The 17,630-nt window shown below is 64.3% G+C and carries 18 protein-coding genes; 8 read left to right on the top strand and 10 right to left on the bottom strand.

Going from position 1 to position 17,630, the window contains the following annotated elements:
- The 5 genes from I6F36_RS08175 to I6F36_RS08155 all read left to right on the top strand — a co-directional run bounded on the left by I6F36_RS08175 (position 1) and on the right by I6F36_RS08155 (position 3,594).
- Positions 1-618, top strand: coding sequence for a hypothetical protein (locus I6F36_RS08175; RefSeq protein WP_036022739.1), 618 nt, complete (start codon positions 1-3; stop codon positions 616-618).
- Positions 605-1,225 (top strand): GNAT family N-acetyltransferase, encoded by a 621-nt coding sequence (locus tag I6F36_RS08170; protein WP_036000546.1) that lies wholly within the window; start codon positions 605-607, stop codon positions 1,223-1,225. Before I6F36_RS08175 ends, I6F36_RS08170 begins: the two co-directional genes overlap by 14 nt.
- 25 nt (positions 1,226-1,250) lie before the next feature.
- On the top strand, positions 1,251-1,814 hold the full coding sequence (locus I6F36_RS08165; protein ID WP_109143983.1) for an isochorismatase family protein: 564 nt from the start codon (positions 1,251-1,253) through the stop codon (positions 1,812-1,814).
- A 30-nt stretch (positions 1,815-1,844) separates the two neighbouring features.
- Complete coding sequence (locus I6F36_RS08160) at positions 1,845-2,015, top strand: hypothetical protein (RefSeq protein ID WP_167361657.1); 171 nt, start codon at positions 1,845-1,847, stop codon at positions 2,013-2,015.
- Positions 2,016-2,211: 196 nt separating this feature from the next.
- Entirely contained in the window at positions 2,212-3,594 is a 1,383-nt protein-coding gene (locus I6F36_RS08155) for an aspartate aminotransferase family protein (protein ID WP_225171261.1), read from the top strand.
- Positions 3,595-3,721: 127 nt separating this feature from the next.
- Here the strand turns inward: I6F36_RS08155 and rnd are convergent, their stop codons facing one another.
- The gene (gene rnd, locus I6F36_RS08150) at positions 3,722-4,870 is read right to left on the bottom strand and encodes a ribonuclease D (protein WP_036000537.1); all 1,149 of its coding nucleotides are present in this window, start codon (positions 4,868-4,870) and stop codon (positions 3,722-3,724) included.
- Positions 4,871-5,221: 351 nt separating this feature from the next.
- Positions 5,222-6,121, bottom strand: a complete 900-nt coding sequence (locus I6F36_RS08145; protein ID WP_225171260.1) for a LysR family transcriptional regulator — start codon at positions 6,119-6,121, stop codon at positions 5,222-5,224.
- Positions 6,122-6,224: 103 nt separating this feature from the next.
- Between I6F36_RS08145 and I6F36_RS08140 the strand changes: the two genes are divergently transcribed.
- A complete protein-coding gene (locus I6F36_RS08140; protein WP_225171259.1) occupies positions 6,225-7,214 on the top strand; it encodes a zinc-dependent alcohol dehydrogenase family protein in 990 nt (329 codons plus the stop codon).
- Between the two features lie 76 nt (positions 7,215-7,290).
- Here I6F36_RS08140 and I6F36_RS08135 read toward each other — a convergent pair whose 3' ends face one another.
- Genes I6F36_RS08135 through I6F36_RS08120 form a run of 4 tightly spaced genes read right to left on the bottom strand, consistent with a single transcriptional unit; the run spans position 7,291 to position 11,303 of the window.
- Positions 7,291-8,622 carry an ABC transporter substrate-binding protein gene (locus I6F36_RS08135; protein WP_225171258.1) on the bottom strand — a complete coding sequence of 444 codons (1,332 nt, stop codon included), beginning with the start codon at positions 8,620-8,622 and terminating at the stop codon, positions 7,291-7,293.
- Between the two features lie 11 nt (positions 8,623-8,633).
- Positions 8,634-9,503 carry a carbohydrate ABC transporter permease gene (locus I6F36_RS08130; RefSeq protein ID WP_225171257.1) on the bottom strand — a complete coding sequence of 290 codons (870 nt, stop codon included), beginning with the start codon at positions 9,501-9,503 and terminating at the stop codon, positions 8,634-8,636.
- Complete coding sequence (locus I6F36_RS08125) at positions 9,500-10,450, bottom strand: carbohydrate ABC transporter permease (RefSeq protein WP_225171256.1); 951 nt, start codon at positions 10,448-10,450, stop codon at positions 9,500-9,502. The genes I6F36_RS08130 and I6F36_RS08125 overlap by 4 nt, the downstream gene beginning before the upstream one ends.
- A gap of 1 nt (position 10,451) precedes the next feature.
- Entirely contained in the window at positions 10,452-11,303 is an 852-nt protein-coding gene (locus I6F36_RS08120; protein WP_225171255.1) for a phosphodiesterase, read from the bottom strand.
- A 251-nt stretch (positions 11,304-11,554) separates the two neighbouring features.
- Here I6F36_RS08120 and I6F36_RS08115 point away from each other — a divergent pair, with 251 nt between their 5' ends.
- The gene (locus I6F36_RS08115; RefSeq protein ID WP_225149514.1) at positions 11,555-12,565 is read left to right on the top strand and encodes a M23 family metallopeptidase; all 1,011 of its coding nucleotides are present in this window, start codon (positions 11,555-11,557) and stop codon (positions 12,563-12,565) included.
- A gap of 4 nt (positions 12,566-12,569) precedes the next feature.
- On the opposite strand, the gene I6F36_RS08110 is transcribed toward I6F36_RS08115, so the two are convergent.
- From I6F36_RS08110 to I6F36_RS08095, 4 genes are read right to left on the bottom strand one after another with little or no spacing between them, the layout of a single operon-like run.
- Entirely contained in the window at positions 12,570-12,821 is a 252-nt protein-coding gene (locus tag I6F36_RS08110) for a hypothetical protein (RefSeq protein WP_225114145.1), read from the bottom strand.
- Positions 12,818-13,252: a hypothetical protein gene (locus tag I6F36_RS08105; RefSeq protein ID WP_225114144.1), complete on the bottom strand. Its 435-nt coding sequence runs from the start codon at positions 13,250-13,252 to the stop codon at positions 12,818-12,820. The genes I6F36_RS08110 and I6F36_RS08105 overlap by 4 nt, the downstream gene beginning before the upstream one ends.
- Positions 13,249-13,821, bottom strand: coding sequence for a hypothetical protein (locus I6F36_RS08100; RefSeq protein ID WP_225114143.1), 573 nt, complete (start codon positions 13,819-13,821; stop codon positions 13,249-13,251). The genes I6F36_RS08105 and I6F36_RS08100 overlap by 4 nt, the downstream gene beginning before the upstream one ends.
- A gap of 12 nt (positions 13,822-13,833) precedes the next feature.
- A complete protein-coding gene (locus I6F36_RS08095; protein WP_225149516.1) occupies positions 13,834-15,306 on the bottom strand; it encodes a YdiU family protein in 1,473 nt (490 codons plus the stop codon).
- A 197-nt stretch (positions 15,307-15,503) separates the two neighbouring features.
- Here I6F36_RS08095 and aspS point away from each other — a divergent pair, with 197 nt between their 5' ends.
- Positions 15,504-17,276, top strand: coding sequence for an aspartate--tRNA ligase (gene aspS, locus I6F36_RS08090; RefSeq protein WP_225171254.1), 1,773 nt, complete (start codon positions 15,504-15,506; stop codon positions 17,274-17,276).
- Positions 17,277-17,630: the final 354 nt, after the last annotated feature.

The raw sequence follows: 17,630 nt of genomic DNA, 5'->3' as shown, positions 1-17,630 counted from the left end.
ATGAGTATGGAAAGGGGCACGTTTGCCGCAAGGCATGATTTCGATGCCTTGCCGCTGAGCCCGGACGTCGACGTCCGCTGTGCGCAATTTTCCGAAATTGGAGCGCTTTCGGAGATGGCGCACCGGCTGGTGCCGGGCGTGCAGATCGGGACGGCGGAGCTTGCCAAATATTACGTCTTCGATCCCCAGAGCATCCTGACATTCAGCCGCAAAGGCAAGCTCGTCGGCGGCATGGCCTTCCTGTTTCTCAATGACCGCGGACATGACGCGCTGCTGCTCGACGAGATTTGCCTCACCGCGCCCGAGACGCGTTATCTCGCATCGGCAGACGAAGACGTCGCTGCCATCTACATCTGGGCGATCGCGGCGACGGGCCGCGGCATCGCCGGTCTCGGTAAGGCCGCGGCTCATCTGCGGCAGATAAGGTTTCGCGATGCGGATTGCTATGCGCAGCCGTCAACGGTGGCCGGACGCGACATCATGAAGGCGACAGGCTTTGCGCCCGTCCCGAGCTTCCAACCCGACCTTTGGTGCTACGAGCGGCCCTGGCATCGACAGCCGATACGCATGCCGGGAGCGATCATCCAATCAAGGAGCTTTGCAGATGCACGGTACTAGGATTCCAGTCGCCAAGCCCTGTTCCCGCGCCATCACCATCCGCCTCGCGCGCGACCCAAGCGATCTCATGCTGGTGACCGCCATCCGCTCGGCGGTCTACCTCGCCGAGCAGGATTGTCCGTTCGAGGAGGAGTTCGACGGCAACGACATGGTCGCGGCGCATTTCATCGGCTTCGTCGGCAACGAGCCTGCGGGCTGCCTGCGGGTGCGCTTCTTCGGCGATTTCGCCAAGGTGGAGCGGCTTGCGGTGCGTCACCAATATCGGCGCTCGCGCGTCTCGTTCAAGCTGGTGCAGGCCAGTGTCGATTATGTGAAGCGCAAGGGCTTTCGCAAGATCTACGGCCAGGCGCAGGACCGGCTGGTCGATTTCTGGGCCCATTTCGGTGCCAAGCCGCTCGGTCACAACCGCAAGATCACGTTCTCGGATTTCTCCTACACGGAGATGCTGCTGGAGATCGAGCCGGGCCCGGACGCCATCACGCTGGACAGCGATCCCTATGTGATTATTCGTCCCGAGGGCGATTGGGACCGTCCTGGCGTGCTCGATGCCTCGGCCGGGCGGGCGGTGACCTCGCCGCTGCGGGACCTCGCGCTCGCCGACCGCTGAAACAGGTGCAGCTGCGCGCAACTCGATGCTGGTTTCAATGCACGATGATCCGCCGATCCTGGTCTGTGCGGATCTTCAGGTCGAGTACCTGACTCCCGGCCGCCGTCACGTTATCCGCGACGGCGATGCGACGGCGGCGCGCTGCCTGGAACTCCTGACGCTGTGGCGCAGCAATCTATGGCCGGTGATGCATCTGAAGCGCATCGCGCAGGCGGCCTGGTTCAATCCGTCATCCAGGCTGACCGATTGGATCGCGGAGACCAGGCCACAACCGGGCGAGATGACGTTCGAGCACCCGCTGCCGTCCGCCTACAGCTCGTCGCGGTTTGGCGGCCACATGTCCGCTATCCGCACCACACGCTGCATCCTGATCGGCTTTTCCCTGGACGAGACCATCCTGGCCACTGCCGTCGAGGGGTTTCACCGCAGTCATCGCTACCATGTGATCACCGACGCGGTGGCTTGCCGGCAGCCGGGCACGGACGATGCCGCGGCCTACCGGCATGCGGTAGTGGATGTCATTGCGAATTTTGCTACAATCCAGTCCAGCGCCGAACTGATCAGAACCAGCGGCGCCGTTGCGGTGTAGGCGGCCGCGGCCGGTCGATGGGGTTGAGAATTGTCGCGGGGAGACGAGCTCAAGGAGCTGGCGAGCGATCTGTCGCATGCCGCCGAGAAGGCGCGCAGGCTTGGGCTGCCTACCACGGTCTACTTGCTCTCGATGGCGCTGATGGAGGTGAGGGAAGCCGTTTCCGCCACCGACGAAGTGGACGACGACGGCGCGGCGTGAGAGCTGCCCAGCCCGATTCTGCGATCCGCGGTCCTGTCATGTGCGGCTTTGTGCATCGCTGCTGAGCGCTTGCCGCCGACGAATTGGCATTGCAAGTTTTGCGTCGTGGCAATAGCCAAGTACTTGAGACAAGTACTCGCCATCGAGTGATGACGCCGGCCCGCCGGCGGCGTGACGCTTTTAGGGATCATCGCAAATGTCCATGCTGCCCAATTCGCAAGAGGCCCGGGATGTGGCCTATCAGCTCCATCCCTACACCAATGCGCGCACGCATCAGCAGGCCGGTCCGCTGGTGATCGAGCGCGGCGAGGGGCCTTACGTCTTCGACGCGTCGGGCAAGCGCTATTTCGAAGCCATGGCGGGCCTGTGGAGCGTCGGGCTCGGCTTCAACGAGAAGCGACTGGTCGAGGCGGCGCACAAGCAGATGCAGGCGCTGCCGTTCTACCATACGTTCTCCGCCAAATCGCACGGTCCCTCGATCGACCTCGCCGAGAAACTGGTCGCGCTCGCGCCGGTGCCCATGAGCAAGGTGTTCTTCACCAATTCCGGCTCGGAAGCGAACGACACCGTGTTGAAGCTGATCGCCTATCGCTCCAACGCGCTCGGCCAACCGCAGCGCAAGAAGGTGATCAGCCGCCTGCGTGCCTATCACGGCGTCACCATCGCATCCGCCAGCCTCACGGGCCTGCCGAACAACCACCGCTCGTTCGACCTGCCGCTGCCGAACATCCTGCATACGGGCTCGCCGCACTTCTACAAGGACGGCGCCCCCGGCGAGAGCGAGGAAGCCTTCGCCACGCGCCGGGCCGAGGAGCTCGACGCCCTGATCCAGAAGGAAGGGCCGGATACGATCGCGGCGTTCTTCGGCGAGCCGGTGATGGGGGCGGGCGGTGTCGTGGTGCCGCCGGCGACCTATTGGGACAAGATCCAGAAGGTCCTGAAGAAGTACGACATTCTCCTGGTCGCCGACGAGGTGATCTGCGGTTTCGGCCGCACTGGCAAGATGTTCGGCTGCGAGACCTACGGCATCAAGCCCGATGCGATCGTCGTCTCCAAGCAGATCACATCGAGCTATTTCCCGCTCTCGGCGATCATCCTGAACGACCGCATGTTCGAGCCGATCGCGGACGAGAGCAACAAGATCGGCGTGCTCGGCCACGGCTTCACCGCAGGCGGCCATCCGGTCGGCTCGGCGATTGCGCTGGAGAACCTCAAGATCATCGAGGAGCGCGGCCTAGTCGCACACGCGGCCGAGCTCGGTGGCTACATGCAGGGCCGCTTGCGTGAACTCGCCAGCCACCCGCTGGTCGGCGAGGTCCGCGGCGTCGGCATGATCGCCGCGCTCGAGCTCGTGCTCGACAAGGCGCGCAAGACCGCCGCCACTACGCCGGGCGCCGTCGGCGGCATCGCCAGCCGCATGCTCCAGGAGCGCGGCGTGATCTCGCGCAACATGCTCGATGCCATCGCGATCTGCCCGCCGCTGATCACGACCAAGACCCAGATCGACGAACTGGTGGACGCGATCTCCGGCGTGCTGAACGACATGAAGAGCGAAGTGGCGAAGCTGACGCCGGCGTAAGGCTTCGTCGCTCTCTCCGTCGTCATTGCGAGCGCAGCGAAGCAATCCAGAATCCCTCCTCGGAGACAGTCTGGATTGCTTCGTCGCAAGAGCTCCTCGCAATGACGATCGAGTGAGCGGAGCGGCCCTACGCCCGCTGCACCCCGATCACGCGGCCTTTCTCGATCGCGAGCGCGAGCTCGCCGCGCTTGAGCTTCAGCGCGGCGTCCCCGAACAGCTCGCGGCGCCAACCGCGCAAGGCGGGCACGTCGGCCTCATCGTCCGCCGCGATCTCCTCTAAGTCGTCGACGGTCGCGATCACCTTGCTTGCGACTGCGTGGCGCTCGGCGGTCATCCGCAACAGCACCTTCAACAGCTCGACGATGGCGGCGCCGTTGGAATTGTTGCGCGGTTTCTCCAGCTTGGGCAGCTTCGAGAAGTCCCGCGCCAGCCCCCGCTCGACCGCGGCGATGATGTCCGCGCCCCATTTGGATTTCTCGAACCCCTTCGGCACCGAGCGCAGATGGGCGAGCTTCTCCAGCGTGGTCGGCGCGTGGGTCGCGATATCGGTGACGGCTTCGTCGCGCAGCACGCGGCCGCGCGGCACGTCGCGGCTCTGCGCCTCCTGTTCGCGCCAGGCCGCGACCTCCATCAGCACCGCGAGGTCCTTGGGCTTGCGGACCCGCGTCTTCAGCCGCTCCCAGGCGCGCTCGGGATGGAAATCATAGGTGCGGGGCGAGGTCAGGACCTCCATCTCGATGGAGACCCATTCGCTGCGGCGGCGCTTCTTCAGGTCGGCGTCGAGCGCGGCGAACACGTCGCGCAGATGGGTGACGTCGGAGACCGCGTAATGCATCTGCTCCTTGGTCAGCGGCCGGCGCGACCAGTCGGTGAAGCGGTGGGTCTTGTCCGGGCGGTGGCCGGTGACCTTCTCGACCAGCGCGTCATAGGCGATGCTGTCGCCGTAACCGAGCACCATCGCAGCCACCTGGGTGTCGAACACCGGGTGCGGGATGATGCCCGCCTGGTGCCAGATGATCTCAATGTCCTGGCGGGCGGCGTGAAACACCTTGAGCACGCCCTCGTTGCCCATCAGCTCGAAGAACGGCTTGAGATCGATCCCCTCGGCCAGGGTGTCGATGACCACGGCTTCCTCGGCGCTGGCCATCTGCACCACGCACAGCAGCGGGTAGTAAGTGGTCTCGCGCAGGAATTCGGTATCGACTGTTATGACGGGGTGCTTGGCCAGCCGGCTGCAGGCAGCCGCGAGGTCAGCGGTGGTGGTAATTAAATCCATGAACGGCCCATGACACTTGGTATCAGCCGTTCCGCCGAAAGTGCTGTGATGTCAAGGGGCTCTAAGCGAATTCGAGCCTTGCATCGGGCCGGAATCGTCCCTTTCCGACGAAATTCCTATTCGTAACGGATCCGGTGCGAGGATTTGCGGGCGCAGGGCAGCGCCACCACGATCACGCACATGGCGACCAAGGCCAATCCCAGGAACTCGAAAACCAACAGATCCACGGCGAAATCTCCAGAAACATTGATAGATTTGTCGGGGGTGCGTTGAGGGTCTGTTAATTCTCGTGGTTACCGGCGCCAGGCCGGGCCGGATGGTGGACGAGAAGTTAATTGGGCGCAGCCATGGTCACGCCATCAGCTTCGGCAAGCCGGTCGCGAGGATGTCCACGGCGGCGCGCACCTTCGGCGGGAGCCGGGGTGAGCGCGGCCAGAGAGCGTGGCACTCGTAGAGGAATTGGGGCTGACTGCTGAAGAGATTGACCAGCGCACCCGTGTCGAGGCGCTCGCGGACCAGCCAATAGGGAAGCCAGGCGAGACCCATGCCTTGTGCCGCGGCATCGGCAATCGCCTCCAGGTCGTCGAGTCGGAGCCGGCCCGATGGCATGATCTCGCGCGGAGGCGCGCCCTCCTGCGGAAAGAGCCACGGCCGGACACGCCCTGAGCCGCGATAGATGATCGCTTGATGGGCGGCGAGATCGTCGAGCGATTTCGGCCTGCCGCTCGTGCGCAAATACGACCGCGCGCCACATACCACCATGCGCTGGCTTGCGATGCGCCGTGCGATCAGGCCGGACTGGTCGTCGAGATCGCCGGTTCGGATTGCCAGATCGTAGCCGGCCTCGACGATGTCGGCAATCGGATCGCCGAACGAGAGGTCGAGTTCGAGATGCCGATATTTCCGCGCGAGCTTCATCAGCAACGGCGCAATGCAGTGCCGTCCCAGCAGGGCCGGCATGGTGACGCGCAGCCTGCCGCGCGGCTCCGACAGCTGGTCGGCAACGACGCAATCTGCGGCTTCGGCCTCGCTCAGCACCGCGCGGCAGCGTTCGTAGTAGGCCTGGCCGGCGTCGGTCAGGCTCTGGCGCCGCGTGGTGCGGTTGAGGAGCCGTGCCCCGAGGCGCTCTTCGAGGAAACGGACGTGCTTGCCCACCATCGGACCCGACATCTCCAGGGCATCGGCCGCAGCCGCGAACGAGCCGAGATCGACGGCCCTGACGAACACGGCCATGCTGGTCAGGCGGTCCATGATTGAAAACTCCTGGTTTCGACTGTTGGTTTGCTTGGGCGATTTATTCTCTTCGCACGGATCGGCATAGCTCTATTCAGTTCAACTGTTTTGGAGTGCATCCATGGCCCGTGCCGTTCGCTTTTATCGCCATGGTGGTCCCGACGTGCTGCGCATCGAAACCATCGATGTTCCGCCACCGGCGACGGGCGAGGTGCAGATCCGGGTCAAGGCACTCGGCCTCAATCGCGCCGAGGCCTTGTTGCGAACGGGGACCTATATCGAGCGCGCGACATTTCCATCTGGGCTGGGTCTCGAGGCGGCCGGCATCGTTGAAGCGGTCGGGGACGATGTGACGAGCTTTGTGCCGGGCGATGTCGTGAGCATCGTGCCGCCGCTGTCGATGGTGCGATGGCCGGCCTATGCCGAGCTCGCGACGTTTCCGGCCGAACTCATCGTGAAACATCCGCCGGAGCTCGGCTTCAAGAAGGCGGCGGCCGTGTGGATGCAGTATCTGACGGCCTACGGCGCTTTGGTCGACATCGCCCGACTTGGTCGAGGGGACATCGTCGCCATCACCGCTGCATCCAGCAGCGTCGGGATTGCGGCGATTCAGATTGCGAATCGGGTCGGCGCGACGGCGGTCGCGCTGACCAGGACCTCGGCCAAGCTTGGGGCCTTGCGCGATGCCGGCGCGGCTCATGTCGTCGCCTCGGACGAAGACGACATTCGGGCGCGGCTGGAGGCGATCGCCGGATCTAACGGGGTCCGCGTCGTCTTCGACGCCGTCGGTGGTCCCGCGTTCGAGCCGCTGACCGCGGCCATGTCGCCGGGCGGGATCCTGATCGAATATGGTGGATTGAGTCCTGAGCCGACGCCGTTTCCGCTCTTCAACGTGTTGACGAAGAGCCTGGTGTTGCGCGGCTACCTCGTGCACGAGATCATCCGCGATCCGGCGCGCCTTGCGCAGGCCAAGGCGTTCATTCTCGACGGGCTGTCGGATCGCACGTTGCAGCCGGTCATCGCCAGGACGTTCCGCTTCGAGGACATCGTCGAAGCGCATCGGTTTCTGGAGTCGAACGATCAGTTCGGCAAGATCGTGGTGACGATCTGATCGAGCGCATTCCCAACGCATTCGGCGCCCCGCATGACGGGGCGCCGAAGCTTGTTCGTGCGATGGACAGCCGATTTTACGGCAGCTTCAGCGACGTCTCCGCATTGTACGGCTTGAGCGTCTCGTCGGCGGCTTTCTGGGCGGCGGCGAGGGCTTCCTTCGGCTGCTTCTTGCCGTTGAGGACCAGCATCACCTCGTCCTCGAGGTTCTTGCGCACCGGCACGGTCTTGTAGGTCGCAAACCACGGCTTTGCGACGTCGAGCTGCTCGACGGCGGTCTTGGCGTCCGGGTTCTTGCCCAGGAATTCGACCATCTCCGGCGTCTTGTACGCGGCCATGTTTGGCGCGAAATAGCCGGTGGCGCGGCTCCACCAGCCGCTCTTCTCGGGCGAGGTCATCCACTTGATCAGCGTCCAGGCGGCCTTCTGCTTGTCGGCCTCAAGCCCGGCCGGCATGATCAGGGAGGCGCCCCCGATCGGCACCGCGTTGCGGACGTTGCGCGGGATGAAGGCGACCTTGTAGGCGAACTTGGCGTTGTCGCGCACGTAAGTGAGCGAGCCCGTCGACAGCATCATCATCGCGGCATTGCCCGAGATGAAGGAGGTGCTGACGGCGGGACCAGGCGTGGCGCCGGGCGTGTGGACCTTGTGCTTGTAAATGAGGTCATTCCACCAGGTCAGTGCACCCAGCATCGAGGGCGTGTCGTAATAGACCTCGCCGCCGAACTCCTCGTTGTAGTAGCGGCCGCCATTGCTCATGGTGAGCGTTTCCATCATCCAGCCGCAATAATCGTAGGCGCAGGGGATTGCGATGCCCCATTGGGTCACCTTGTCGCCCTCGCGCTTGGTCAGCTTCTTGGCCCAGTCGGTGAGCTCGGCCCAGGTCTGCGGCGGCTTGCTCGGATCAAGGCCCGCTTCCTTGGCCTTGTCGGCGTTGATGTAGAGCAGCGGCGTCGAATTGTGGAACGGCACGCCGTAGACCGAGCGGTTGATCACGGCATTGCCGTGCAGCGCCGGGAAGAACTGGCCGAGGAACTGCTCCTTGGTGGTGCCGTCGGCCTTGATCAGCGCATCGAGATTGGTGAGCTCGTTCTCGATCTGCATGTCGAGCAGGAAGTTCGCCGACATGATCACGGCGGCCGGCGGCTTGCCGGCCTTGATCGCGGCGCGCGTCTTGATCAGCGTGTCGTCATAGGAGCCGGTGTAGACGGCAGTCGCCTTGACGTTGGGATGAGTCTCGTTGAACTCCTTGATCAGGGTGCCCATGTCGCGGGCGAGCTTGCCGTCGACGGGGACGGGAAAGAACAGGTCGACCTCGGTCGGACCTTCGGCCTTGGCCGGAACGGCGAGGGCGCCTGCCATGGTGCCTACCATAGCAAGGCCGAGCATGAGCCTGCGGGAGAACAGCATCGGAAAATCTCCTATTTGATGCCTGAGGTGACGAAAGAGCTGATGAAGCGTTTCTGGAAGATCAGGAAGGCGACGAGCAGAGGCGCGATCACCATGAGCGTGCCGGCGGCGATGGTGCCCCAGGCCTGCGTGCCTTCGGCGGTCTTGGTGAAGACGGAGAGGCCGATCGTGAGCGGGCGCTTGTCCGGCGAATTGATCACCATCAGCGGCCACAGGAAGTCGTTCCAGTGGCTGGTCACGGAGATGATGGCGAAGGCCGAGAAGCTCGGCATCGACAGCGGCACGTAGATGTGGCGGATGCGCTGGAATAGGCCCGCGCCGTCGATCAGGGCTGCGTCTTCCAGCTCGGTCGGAATGGCCTCGAACGCCTGGCGCATCAGGAAGGTGCCGAAGGCCGAGGCGAAGAACGGCATCATCACCCCGGTGAGCGTGTCGTAGAGACCGAGCTGCGCCACCAGCGACAGGTTCGGCACGATCAGCAGCACCGGCACCAGCATCAGCTGCATCAGGAACAGGTAGAAGATCGGCGTCTTGCCGGCGAAATCCAGGCGCGCGAAGGCAAAGCCCGCCAGCGTGATCGTGACGAATTGCACCAGCAAAATGCCGGTGCAGATGATCGTGGTGTTGAGCGTGTAGCGCGGGAAATCGCCGATCTCCCAGGCGTCTCTGACATTGTCGAGCGTGGGTTTGAGACTCGGCATCAGCTCGGCCATGGTGTTGATGCCGTCGGAGGCCGGCCGCAGCGTCGCGATGACCATCCACAGGAAGGGGATCAGCCAGACCATTGCGAGCAGCACGGTCAGGGCGAAGCCGAGCTTGGGCGTGATCTCGCCGCGGGTGGCGAGCGGGGCGTCCTTCCACAGTGTATCGATCAGCTTCATGGCCCGCCCTCGCGGTTCGCCATGGTGCGGAAGGACAGCGCGGTGAGGGCCATCAGCGCGGCCAGCGTCAGCAGCGTCGCCGCCGAGGCCTTGCCGATGTCGTAGTGCTCGACCGCCTGCTGGTAGATGTAGAACAGCACGAGATTGGTCGCGTTGGACGGCCCGCCCTGGGTCATGACGAAGACGTGGTCGACCTGCGTCACCGCATTCAGCGTGGCGATGACGGTGACGAACAGGAAGGTGGGCTTGAGCTCCGGCAGGATGATGTGGCGCAGCCGCCGATATGGTCCGGCGCCGTCGAGATGCGCGGCCTCCATCACGTCCTCGGGCACGGCCTGGAGGCCGGCGAGGAAGAACAGCATGTAATAGCCGGCGTTCTTCCAGATCGTGATGACCATGATCGCATAGAGCGCGATGTCGGGATCGCCGAGCCAGTTCGGCAGCACCGGCAGCAGCCGGCCGATGTAATAGTCGAGCAGGCCGACATTCGGCAGGAAGATGAACAGGAACAGCGCCGAGGCCGCGACCATCGGAATCAGCACCGGCAGGAACAGCGCGGCACGCAGCGCGCTGGTCACGGCGTTGGTGCGCGCCAGCGCCAGCGCGAACAGCAGCGCCAGCGCGATGCTCGGCACCGCCGTGCCGACGGCGTAGATCAAATTGTTGACGACGGCGCCCGCGAAGGCGGGATCGGCAAGCACCGCGCTGATGTTCTCAAAGCCGACGAAACGCACCGGCGCCTTCGGCGTCGCGCGCTGATAGAGCGCATCGATCAGCACGCGCCCCATCGCGCCATAGGTGAACAGCGCGAGGAAGACCAGCGAGGGCAGGAGCAGCAGATAGGCCGGCAGCGAGGCCTTGAAGCGGCTCGTGAAGCGCTTCAGAAGGTGCAGACGCGGTGCCGCCGACGTCGCGACCGGGAGAGCCGCGGGTTCAGCGAGGCTCATCTCATCGCGCCCGGAAATTGAGCGCGTAGTCGCGGCCGTCCACTCCTGCCGGCGGCTCGAAGGGGAAGCGCAGACTCTGGTCGAGGAAATCGTGGCTGTGCACGACGAGGTTCCCGTCGTCGATCAGCACGACGCCGTAGGCCGGCGGCTCGTGGCTGGCGAGATGCTCGCTGGCCGCAACGTCGAGCTCGAACCAGACCTGGTGGTTGGTGCCGCGCAGCGTGGAGAACGGGATCTTGCCGTAGCTGCCGAAGATCGGCCGGTGCACATGGCCGAAGAAAAGGTGGCGGATCCGCGCGCGATAGGGCGCGATGACTTCCGCGAATTCGGCGCTCTGCTTCAGCGCGATCTCGTCCATGGCGTGGACGCCGACCGGGAAAGGCGGATGGTGCATGAACACGACGAATTCCTGGTCGGCGGATGCGGCGGCGAGCGTGCTCGCCAGCCAGCCGAGGCGCCTTGCGCACATCTCGCCGGCATGGCTGGTCTCGTCCAGCGTGTCGAGGAAGACGAACAGGCCGTGCTCGGTGGTGCGCGTGCCCTGCACGAAGCCGTTGGCATCGCGCGGCGCCGCCTTCAGCGCGTCCAGGCAGGTGACGCGCTTGTCGTGATTGCCGACCATCGCGATGTAGGGAATCTTCAACGCCGTCATCGCCTCGGCGAAGTTGGCGTAGGACTCAGGCTCGCCCCAATGGGTGAGATCGCCGGTCACGACCGCAAACGCAGCGTCGGACTGGTGCTTGTTGATGTCGGCGATCGCCGCATCCAGCCGGGCGCGCGGATCGAGGCCGTAGAGCATCGAGCCGGGATTCGCGAGATGCGTGTCGGTGAGGTGGATGAATTTGAAGGGCATGGCGCGCCTAAATCGGGACGGTTGGAGGATCGGCGCCTCCGGCAAGACGGCGCTGTCAGCCCGTTAGAGCGCGTGTGTTTCAGTTTGATGACAGCGGTTCCCCTGGCCTGCTGAACATGTGGACACGCTTCGGCGGGCAGATGCGACGGGGACGGCGCCTCACGATTGCGCTGCAGTGGAGAAGCTACCTTGCCGTGAAGATGCGGTCATGGTTTGCTGGTCCAAGCCTCATTGCATCACGAGTTTCCCCAATGCCGCCGCGAGTCTTCCGCAAGCTGGGATTGCTTGCTTCTCTCTCCGTCCTGCTTGCCGTGTTGAGCACCGGTCCGCGTGCGACCGCGGCCGAGTTCAACTTCGCCCGCTACAAGGAGACCGATCTCGACGAATTCCTGGCGCGCCGGCGGCCCGCCACCGGCATGGACGTCTACCCAATGTCGCCGCTGAAGCTCGATGTCACGCTGGCCTCTCACGGCGAGCCGTGTGCCAACGGAGCGCTCAAGCGGTCTCTGATCATGAGCGGCATGCCCAAGCAGGATGCCGACAGCCTGCAGGCGACCAACTGCATCACGGTGCGCTCCGCCAAGGGGCGCGAGCTCAAGGTCTTCATGCAGGACGTGGTTTACGGGTTTCTCCCGAACGAGGTGCCGGTCGGCGGCAAGCTCTCGCTTTATGCGATCCATGCCTTCACCTCGCCCGACGGGCCGGGACTGCTGGTCAGCGAATTCCTGACCCCGCGCAGCTTTCCACGTGCCGACAAGCCGGCGGACACGACGATGACATCCTGCGGATGCTGGACCCACGACGAGCATCCCGGTGTCGATTTCACCGCCGACAAGCCGGGCGCTCCGGTGGCAGCGATGGCGGACGGCGTTATCGTCAAGATCGAGGCCGGCGAGCAGGCCCCGGCCGATTTTCCCGGGATCGGCGGCTGCGGCCGATACGTCGTGCTCAAGCACACCTATCCCAATGGCGGCATCGTCTACACGCGCTACGTCCAGCTCGGCCGCGTGGTCGGTCCGAAAGGCGAGACACTTAGGGTGGGAGCGACCGTTAAAGCGAAGGACACGATCGGCGAGATCGGCCCGAGCAAGGTGCTGCATTTCGAGCTTCGCCCCGTCGCTCCCGGCAACACGACGACGGACAAGGCCTGGAGCGAACGCTACGGCAAGATGCCGGACATGGAGTGGTCACGCTACGAGACCGTCGATCCTCAGAAATTCGACGTGGCATCGTTCGGCGGCGTCAGGAAGGCGACGAAGTAGGGGGTTAACGATCGATCGTGCGCAAACGCTCGATTTCGGCGATCAGTCTTGGAATGTCCTGCCGCGCGTGAGCGATGAAGTCCTGATCGGCTTCCGTTGCGCCGGTGAGGTAAATATCCTCGCCTTCGGTCTGGATGAAGTCAGATCCGCTGATATTCTCGCGCGTCTCGATGAACGATTTCCACGGACCGGCGGTAGCCTGTTCGCATCGCGCTTTGATCGCCTCGATCTCGTCGGCAGTGAGTGGATCATTCATGTCGGCGACTCTCCGTTGCCCGCTCGATCTCGCTTCGCAACATGGTCGGCCCACCAGCGGATCCAATCGCGCGCATAGGCCCTGTCGACCGGCGTGATCCAGTCGGCATCCTGGAGTGACAGCTGGAAAGCCTCCAACACTTCGCCGACAAATGGTTTGACATCGATCTCCGCGATATCTTGCGCATCAACCTCGACCACAGGGCCCTTTGCGCCGAGGTGCTCGACTGCATGCGCGTGCTCGGTCAGAAAGAGGGGCCGCCCGGATTCCAGCCTCACGAACATCGAGGCGGCCCAGCCGAGGCCGTCGTCCTGATAATGGATCAACGTGAAGCCGAAGCGTTTTGCGAGGTCTGCGATCCGAATTGCGAGGGAGCAGAGCGGCATTTCGGGTCCGGAGAACCGAAAGTCGTCCGGGAGTTGCGTGATCACGACCGATCGCTCTCAGTTCGCTGGACCAGAGTGACCGAGTGGGCGGACGCATTGCTGCCGGAGATCTCGCGTTTGCGCCGCGTTTGCTCGATGTGTCGATAGAGCCTCTGCAATTGATCGGCGGCTTCAACGCTACCTTGCTGGATTGCATGTTTGAGCCAGCGGACGGCCTCGTCCTGATTGGCCTCAACGGACAGCGTGCCCATCCCGTATTTGATGGCCAGCGCGGTCGTGTAAACCGGTCCGGCTCCGAGTTCGACCGCTTTCAGCAGGTGGTCGAAGCACCGCCTGTCCTTCTCGAGATAGGGGAGGTTGCCGAGCCTTCGGTCATACGCGCTACTCAATTCGAGATGCGTTTCGACGTCTGCGGGGGCCATGGTAGTTTCGACCTCATCGATCAGACGATCGACCTCATCACGCACGAGGCCTGCATTCTCGCCCATCTTCGCGAGAATCACGCGTGCGGACATGTTGCCTTCCTCGATCGCTTGGCGAACCAGCGTGAGCGCTTCCGAATAGCGTCGGGCAACAAGTAGTTCCGCCACTTCGAGGCGCCATTCGGGATGCATATTCCGCTTGCCTCACGTCCCGCAGAACGTCTGCAACACGCGCTGATCCGGCAGCGGCGGATCGGCGTAGGCTGCATACTCCGGCTGGTCCTCGAACGGCTTCGCCAGCACCTTCACCAGCTCCTCGAACGGCGCGTAATTTTCGTCGTTCACCGCGGCCTGGATCACGGCCTCGACGCGGTGGTTGCGCGGGATGAAGATCGGGTTGACCGCGTGCATGGCGGCCTGCCGCTCGGCTGCGCTCTGTGGCTCCAGCGCGATGCGCGCGCGCCAGCGGCCGGCCCATTCGTCGAAGGCTGCGGGCTCCATGAACTGCGCGCGCACGTCGGCGCCCTCATCGGCCGCGGCGTCGCCCAGCTTGCGGAAGGTGAGGGTGAAATCGGCCTGGTTCTTGGCCATGGCATCCAGCAGGTCCTGGATCAGCGCATCGTCGCCGTCGCGCTCGGTGAACAGGCCGACCTTCCGCCGCAGGCCGGCCTGATAGGCGGCGCTGAACTGATCGGAGAACGCGCCGAGAATGTCCTGCGCCTCGGCCACCGCCTTCTCCTGCTCGTCCGAAAACAGTGGCAGCAGGCATTCGGCGAGGCGCGTCAGATTCCACAAGCCGATGCGCGGCTGGTTGGCATAGGCGTAGCGGCCCATCTCGTCGATCGAGGAGAACACCTGGGCAGGATTGTAGGAATCCATGAAGGCGCACGGACCATAATCGATGGTCTCGCCCGAGATCGAGCTGTTGTCGGTGTTCATCACGCCGTGAATGAAGCCGACCAGCAGCCAGCGCGCGATCAGCTCGGCCTGGCGCGCGACCACGGCGGCGAGCAGCGCGTGATACGGCCGCTCCGCCTGAAGCAGCTCCGGATAGTGACGCGCGATGACGTGGTCGGCGAGCCGGCGGATCGCCTCGGTGTCGCGCCGGACGGCGAAGAACTGGAAGGTGCCGACGCGAATGTGGCTGGAGGCGACGCGGGTCAGCACCGCGCCGGGCAGCGCGGTCTCGCGGATGACATGCTCGCCGGTAACGACCGCGGCGAGCGAGCGCGTGGTCGGGATGCCCAGCGCGTACATGGCCTCGCTGACAATGTATTCGCGCAAGACCGGACCGAGCGCCGCGCGGCCGTCGCCGCGGCGGGAGAATGGGGTGGGGCCGCTTCCCTTGAGCTGGATGTCGCGGCGGACGCCGTCTTTGTCGATGACCTCGCCGAGCAGGATGGCACGGCCGTCGCCGAGCTGCGGCACGAAATGCCCGAACTGGTGCCCGGCATAGGCCATGGCGATGGGATCAGCTCCGGCGGGAACCGTCTTGCCGGCCAGGATCTCGGCGCCATCAGGGGTCTCCAGCACATCAGGATCAAGCCCGAGCTGGACCGCCAGCGGCCGGTTCAGCTTGATCAGCCGGGGGGCGGCGACGGGGGTCGGCGCGACGCGAGCGAAGAAGTTGTCCGGCAGCGCCGAATAGGAGTTCTGGAAGGGGAAATGCACCGTCATGACCTCAAGATAGGGCTGGAACGTCAATCGGCAAAGGTTCGTCCCCGGATAAGCCAAAAATGGGCATCTGAGGTCCAAATCCGGCCGTTCCCTTGGTTGCCGCCCCCGTCCTGCCGGGGTAAACCCTGCCGCAACTTCGGACCGGCCATCACGGGCCGTTCGATTCGCTTCCTTCCGAAATTGATTTTGGGACGACCATGCATCGCTACCGGTCACATACATGCGGCGCGCTCCGCGAGAGCAACATCGGCGAGACCATCCGCCTCTCCGGCTGGGTCCATCGCGTCCGCGACCATGGCGGCGTGCTGTTCATCGACCTGCGCGACCATTACGGCCTGACCCAGTGCGTGGTCGACCCGGACTCGCCGGCATTCTCGCTGGCCGAAAAGCTGCGCTCGGAATTCGTGGTCAAGATGGACGGCAAGGTCCGCCGCCGCCCCGATGGCACCGACAATGACGACCTGCCGACCGGCAAGGTCGAGGTCTACATCAGCGAGATCGAGGTGCTGGGACCGGCCGGCGACCTGCCGCTGCCGGTGTTCGGCGACCAGGAATATCCCGAAGACATCCGCCTCAAGTATCGCTTCCTGGATCTGCGTCGCGAGAAGCTGCACCAGAACATCATGACGCGGGTCGAGATCATCAAGTCGATGCGCCGGCGCATGGAGGGGCAGGGCTTCTTCGAGTTCAACACGCCGATCCTGACCGCGTCCTCGCCGGAAGGTGCGCGCGACTTCCTCGTCCCGTCGCGCATCCATCCCGGCAAGTTCTACGCGCTGCCGCAAGCGCCGCAGCAGTACAAGCAGCTGCTGATGATGTCGGGCTTCGACCGCTACTTCCAGATCGCGCCCTGCTTCCGCGACGAGGACCCGCGCGCCGACCGTCTGCCCGGTGAGTTCTACCAGCTCGACGTCGAGATGAGCTTTGTGACGCAGGAAGACGTCTTCGCGGCGATGGAGCCTGTGATCACGGGCGTCTTTGAAGAGTTTGCCAAGGGGAAGCCGGTGACCAAGGGCTGGCGCCGGATTCCGTTCGCCGAGGCGTTGCGCAAGTACGGCAGCGACAAGCCGGACCTGCGCAATCCCATCGAGATGCAGGACGTCTCCGAGCATTTCCGCGGCTCCGGCTTCAAGGTGTTCGCGCGCATGCTCGAAGATCCCAAGAACCAGGTCTGGGCGATCCCGGCACCGGGCGGCGGCAGCCGCGCCTTCTGTGACCGCATGAACTCGTGGGCGCAAGGCGAGGGCCAGCCCGGCCTTGGCTACATCATGTGGCGCGAGGGCGGCGAGGGCGCAGGTCCTCTCGCGAACAACATCGGGCCCGAGCGCACCGCCGCGATCCGCGCGCAGCTCGGCGTCAAGGAAGGCGATGCCGCCTTCTTCGTCGCCGGCGATCCCGACAAGTTCTGGAAGTTCTCAGGTCTCGCCCGCAACAAGGTCGGCGAGGATTTGAACCTCACCGACAAGGAGCGGTTCGAGCTCGCCTGGATCGTCGACTTCCCGATGTACGAGTACAACGAGGACGACAAGAAGGTCGACTTCTCGCACAACCCGTTCTCGATGCCGCAGGGCGGCCTGGAGGCGCTGAAGTCGCAGGATCCGCTGACGATCAAGGCGTTCCAGTACGACATCACCTGTAACGGCTACGAGATCGCCTCGGGCGGCATCCGCAACCACGTGCCGGAAGCCATGGTGAAGGCGTTCGAGATTGCAGGTTACGGCGAGCAGGAAGTGGTCGACCGCTTCGGCGGCATGTACCGCGCCTTCCAGTACGGCGCGCCGCCGCATGGCGGTATGGCCGCCGGCGTCGACCGCATCGTGATGCTGCTCTGTGGCACCACGAATCTGCGCGAGATCTCGCTGTTCCCGATGAACCAGCAGGCCATGGACCTCCTGATGGGCGCTCCGTCGGAAGCCACCACAAAACAGCTCCGCGAGCTGCATGTGCGGGTCAACCTGCCGCAGAAGTGAATTTGACGGTTTCTAGTCTGGTGCCCCGGACGCAGCGCGGCACGCGAGTGATGCGCTGCTGAGCTGGGGCCCAAGAATTCCGGTGAACTTGCTCTTTTCGTCTTCGTCGTGTTCAAGTTGACGTTAATCGTGACATCGATCTAAGGTCGCGTCGTGGACGGAGAGCTCAATGAGCAACAGTCGCGTCGCCGCCCTAGTCTTGGCAGTGATTGCGCTCCTTATCGCCGGCATGATGCTCGACTTTTACTGGGACTGCCGCCTCCTGAAGGGGGGAACGATGAAAGACTGCATGCCCGGTCGCCCCGGACCGACGGGACTTCACTGACGACACGAGTTGAAGCCCTCCCGAGCCGC

It is taken from the genome of Bradyrhizobium sp. BRP19, assembly GCF_020194195.1.
Lineage (GTDB): Bacteria > Pseudomonadota > Alphaproteobacteria > Rhizobiales > Xanthobacteraceae > Bradyrhizobium > Bradyrhizobium yuanmingense.
This window is presented reverse-complemented; position numbering and strand designations above follow the sequence as displayed.

Coding starts and splice junctions, on each gene's coding strand:
- I6F36_RS08100 (WP_225114143.1), bottom strand. CDS start 13,821: ATGCATCCCGAATGGCGCCTCGAAGTGGCGGAACTACTTGTTGCCCGA.
- I6F36_RS08135 (WP_225171258.1), bottom strand. CDS start 8,622: ATGCTGTTCTCCCGCAGGCTCATGCTCGGCCTTGCTATGGTAGGCACC.
- aspS (WP_225171254.1), top strand. CDS start 15,504: ATGCATCGCTACCGGTCACATACATGCGGCGCGCTCCGCGAGAGCAAC.
- I6F36_RS08170 (WP_036000546.1), top strand. CDS start 605: ATGCACGGTACTAGGATTCCAGTCGCCAAGCCCTGTTCCCGCGCCATC.
- I6F36_RS08110 (WP_225114145.1), bottom strand. CDS start 12,821: ATGAATGATCCACTCACTGCCGACGAGATCGAGGCGATCAAAGCGCGA.
- I6F36_RS08095 (WP_225149516.1), bottom strand. CDS start 15,306: ATGACGGTGCATTTCCCCTTCCAGAACTCCTATTCGGCGCTGCCGGAC.
- I6F36_RS08120 (WP_225171255.1), bottom strand. CDS start 11,303: ATGCCCTTCAAATTCATCCACCTCACCGACACGCATCTCGCGAATCCC.
- I6F36_RS08130 (WP_225171257.1), bottom strand. CDS start 9,503: ATGAAGCTGATCGATACACTGTGGAAGGACGCCCCGCTCGCCACCCGC.
- rnd (WP_036000537.1), bottom strand. CDS start 4,870: ATGGATTTAATTACCACCACCGCTGACCTCGCGGCTGCCTGCAGCCGG.
- I6F36_RS08155 (WP_225171261.1), top strand. CDS start 2,212: ATGTCCATGCTGCCCAATTCGCAAGAGGCCCGGGATGTGGCCTATCAG.
- I6F36_RS08175 (WP_036022739.1), top strand. CDS start 1: ATGAGTATGGAAAGGGGCACGTTTGCCGCAAGGCATGATTTCGATGCC.
- I6F36_RS08165 (WP_109143983.1), top strand. CDS start 1,251: ATGCTGGTTTCAATGCACGATGATCCGCCGATCCTGGTCTGTGCGGAT.
- I6F36_RS08145 (WP_225171260.1), bottom strand. CDS start 6,121: ATGGACCGCCTGACCAGCATGGCCGTGTTCGTCAGGGCCGTCGATCTC.
- I6F36_RS08115 (WP_225149514.1), top strand. CDS start 11,555: ATGCCGCCGCGAGTCTTCCGCAAGCTGGGATTGCTTGCTTCTCTCTCC.
- I6F36_RS08125 (WP_225171256.1), bottom strand. CDS start 10,450: ATGAGCCTCGCTGAACCCGCGGCTCTCCCGGTCGCGACGTCGGCGGCA.
- I6F36_RS08140 (WP_225171259.1), top strand. CDS start 6,225: ATGGCCCGTGCCGTTCGCTTTTATCGCCATGGTGGTCCCGACGTGCTG.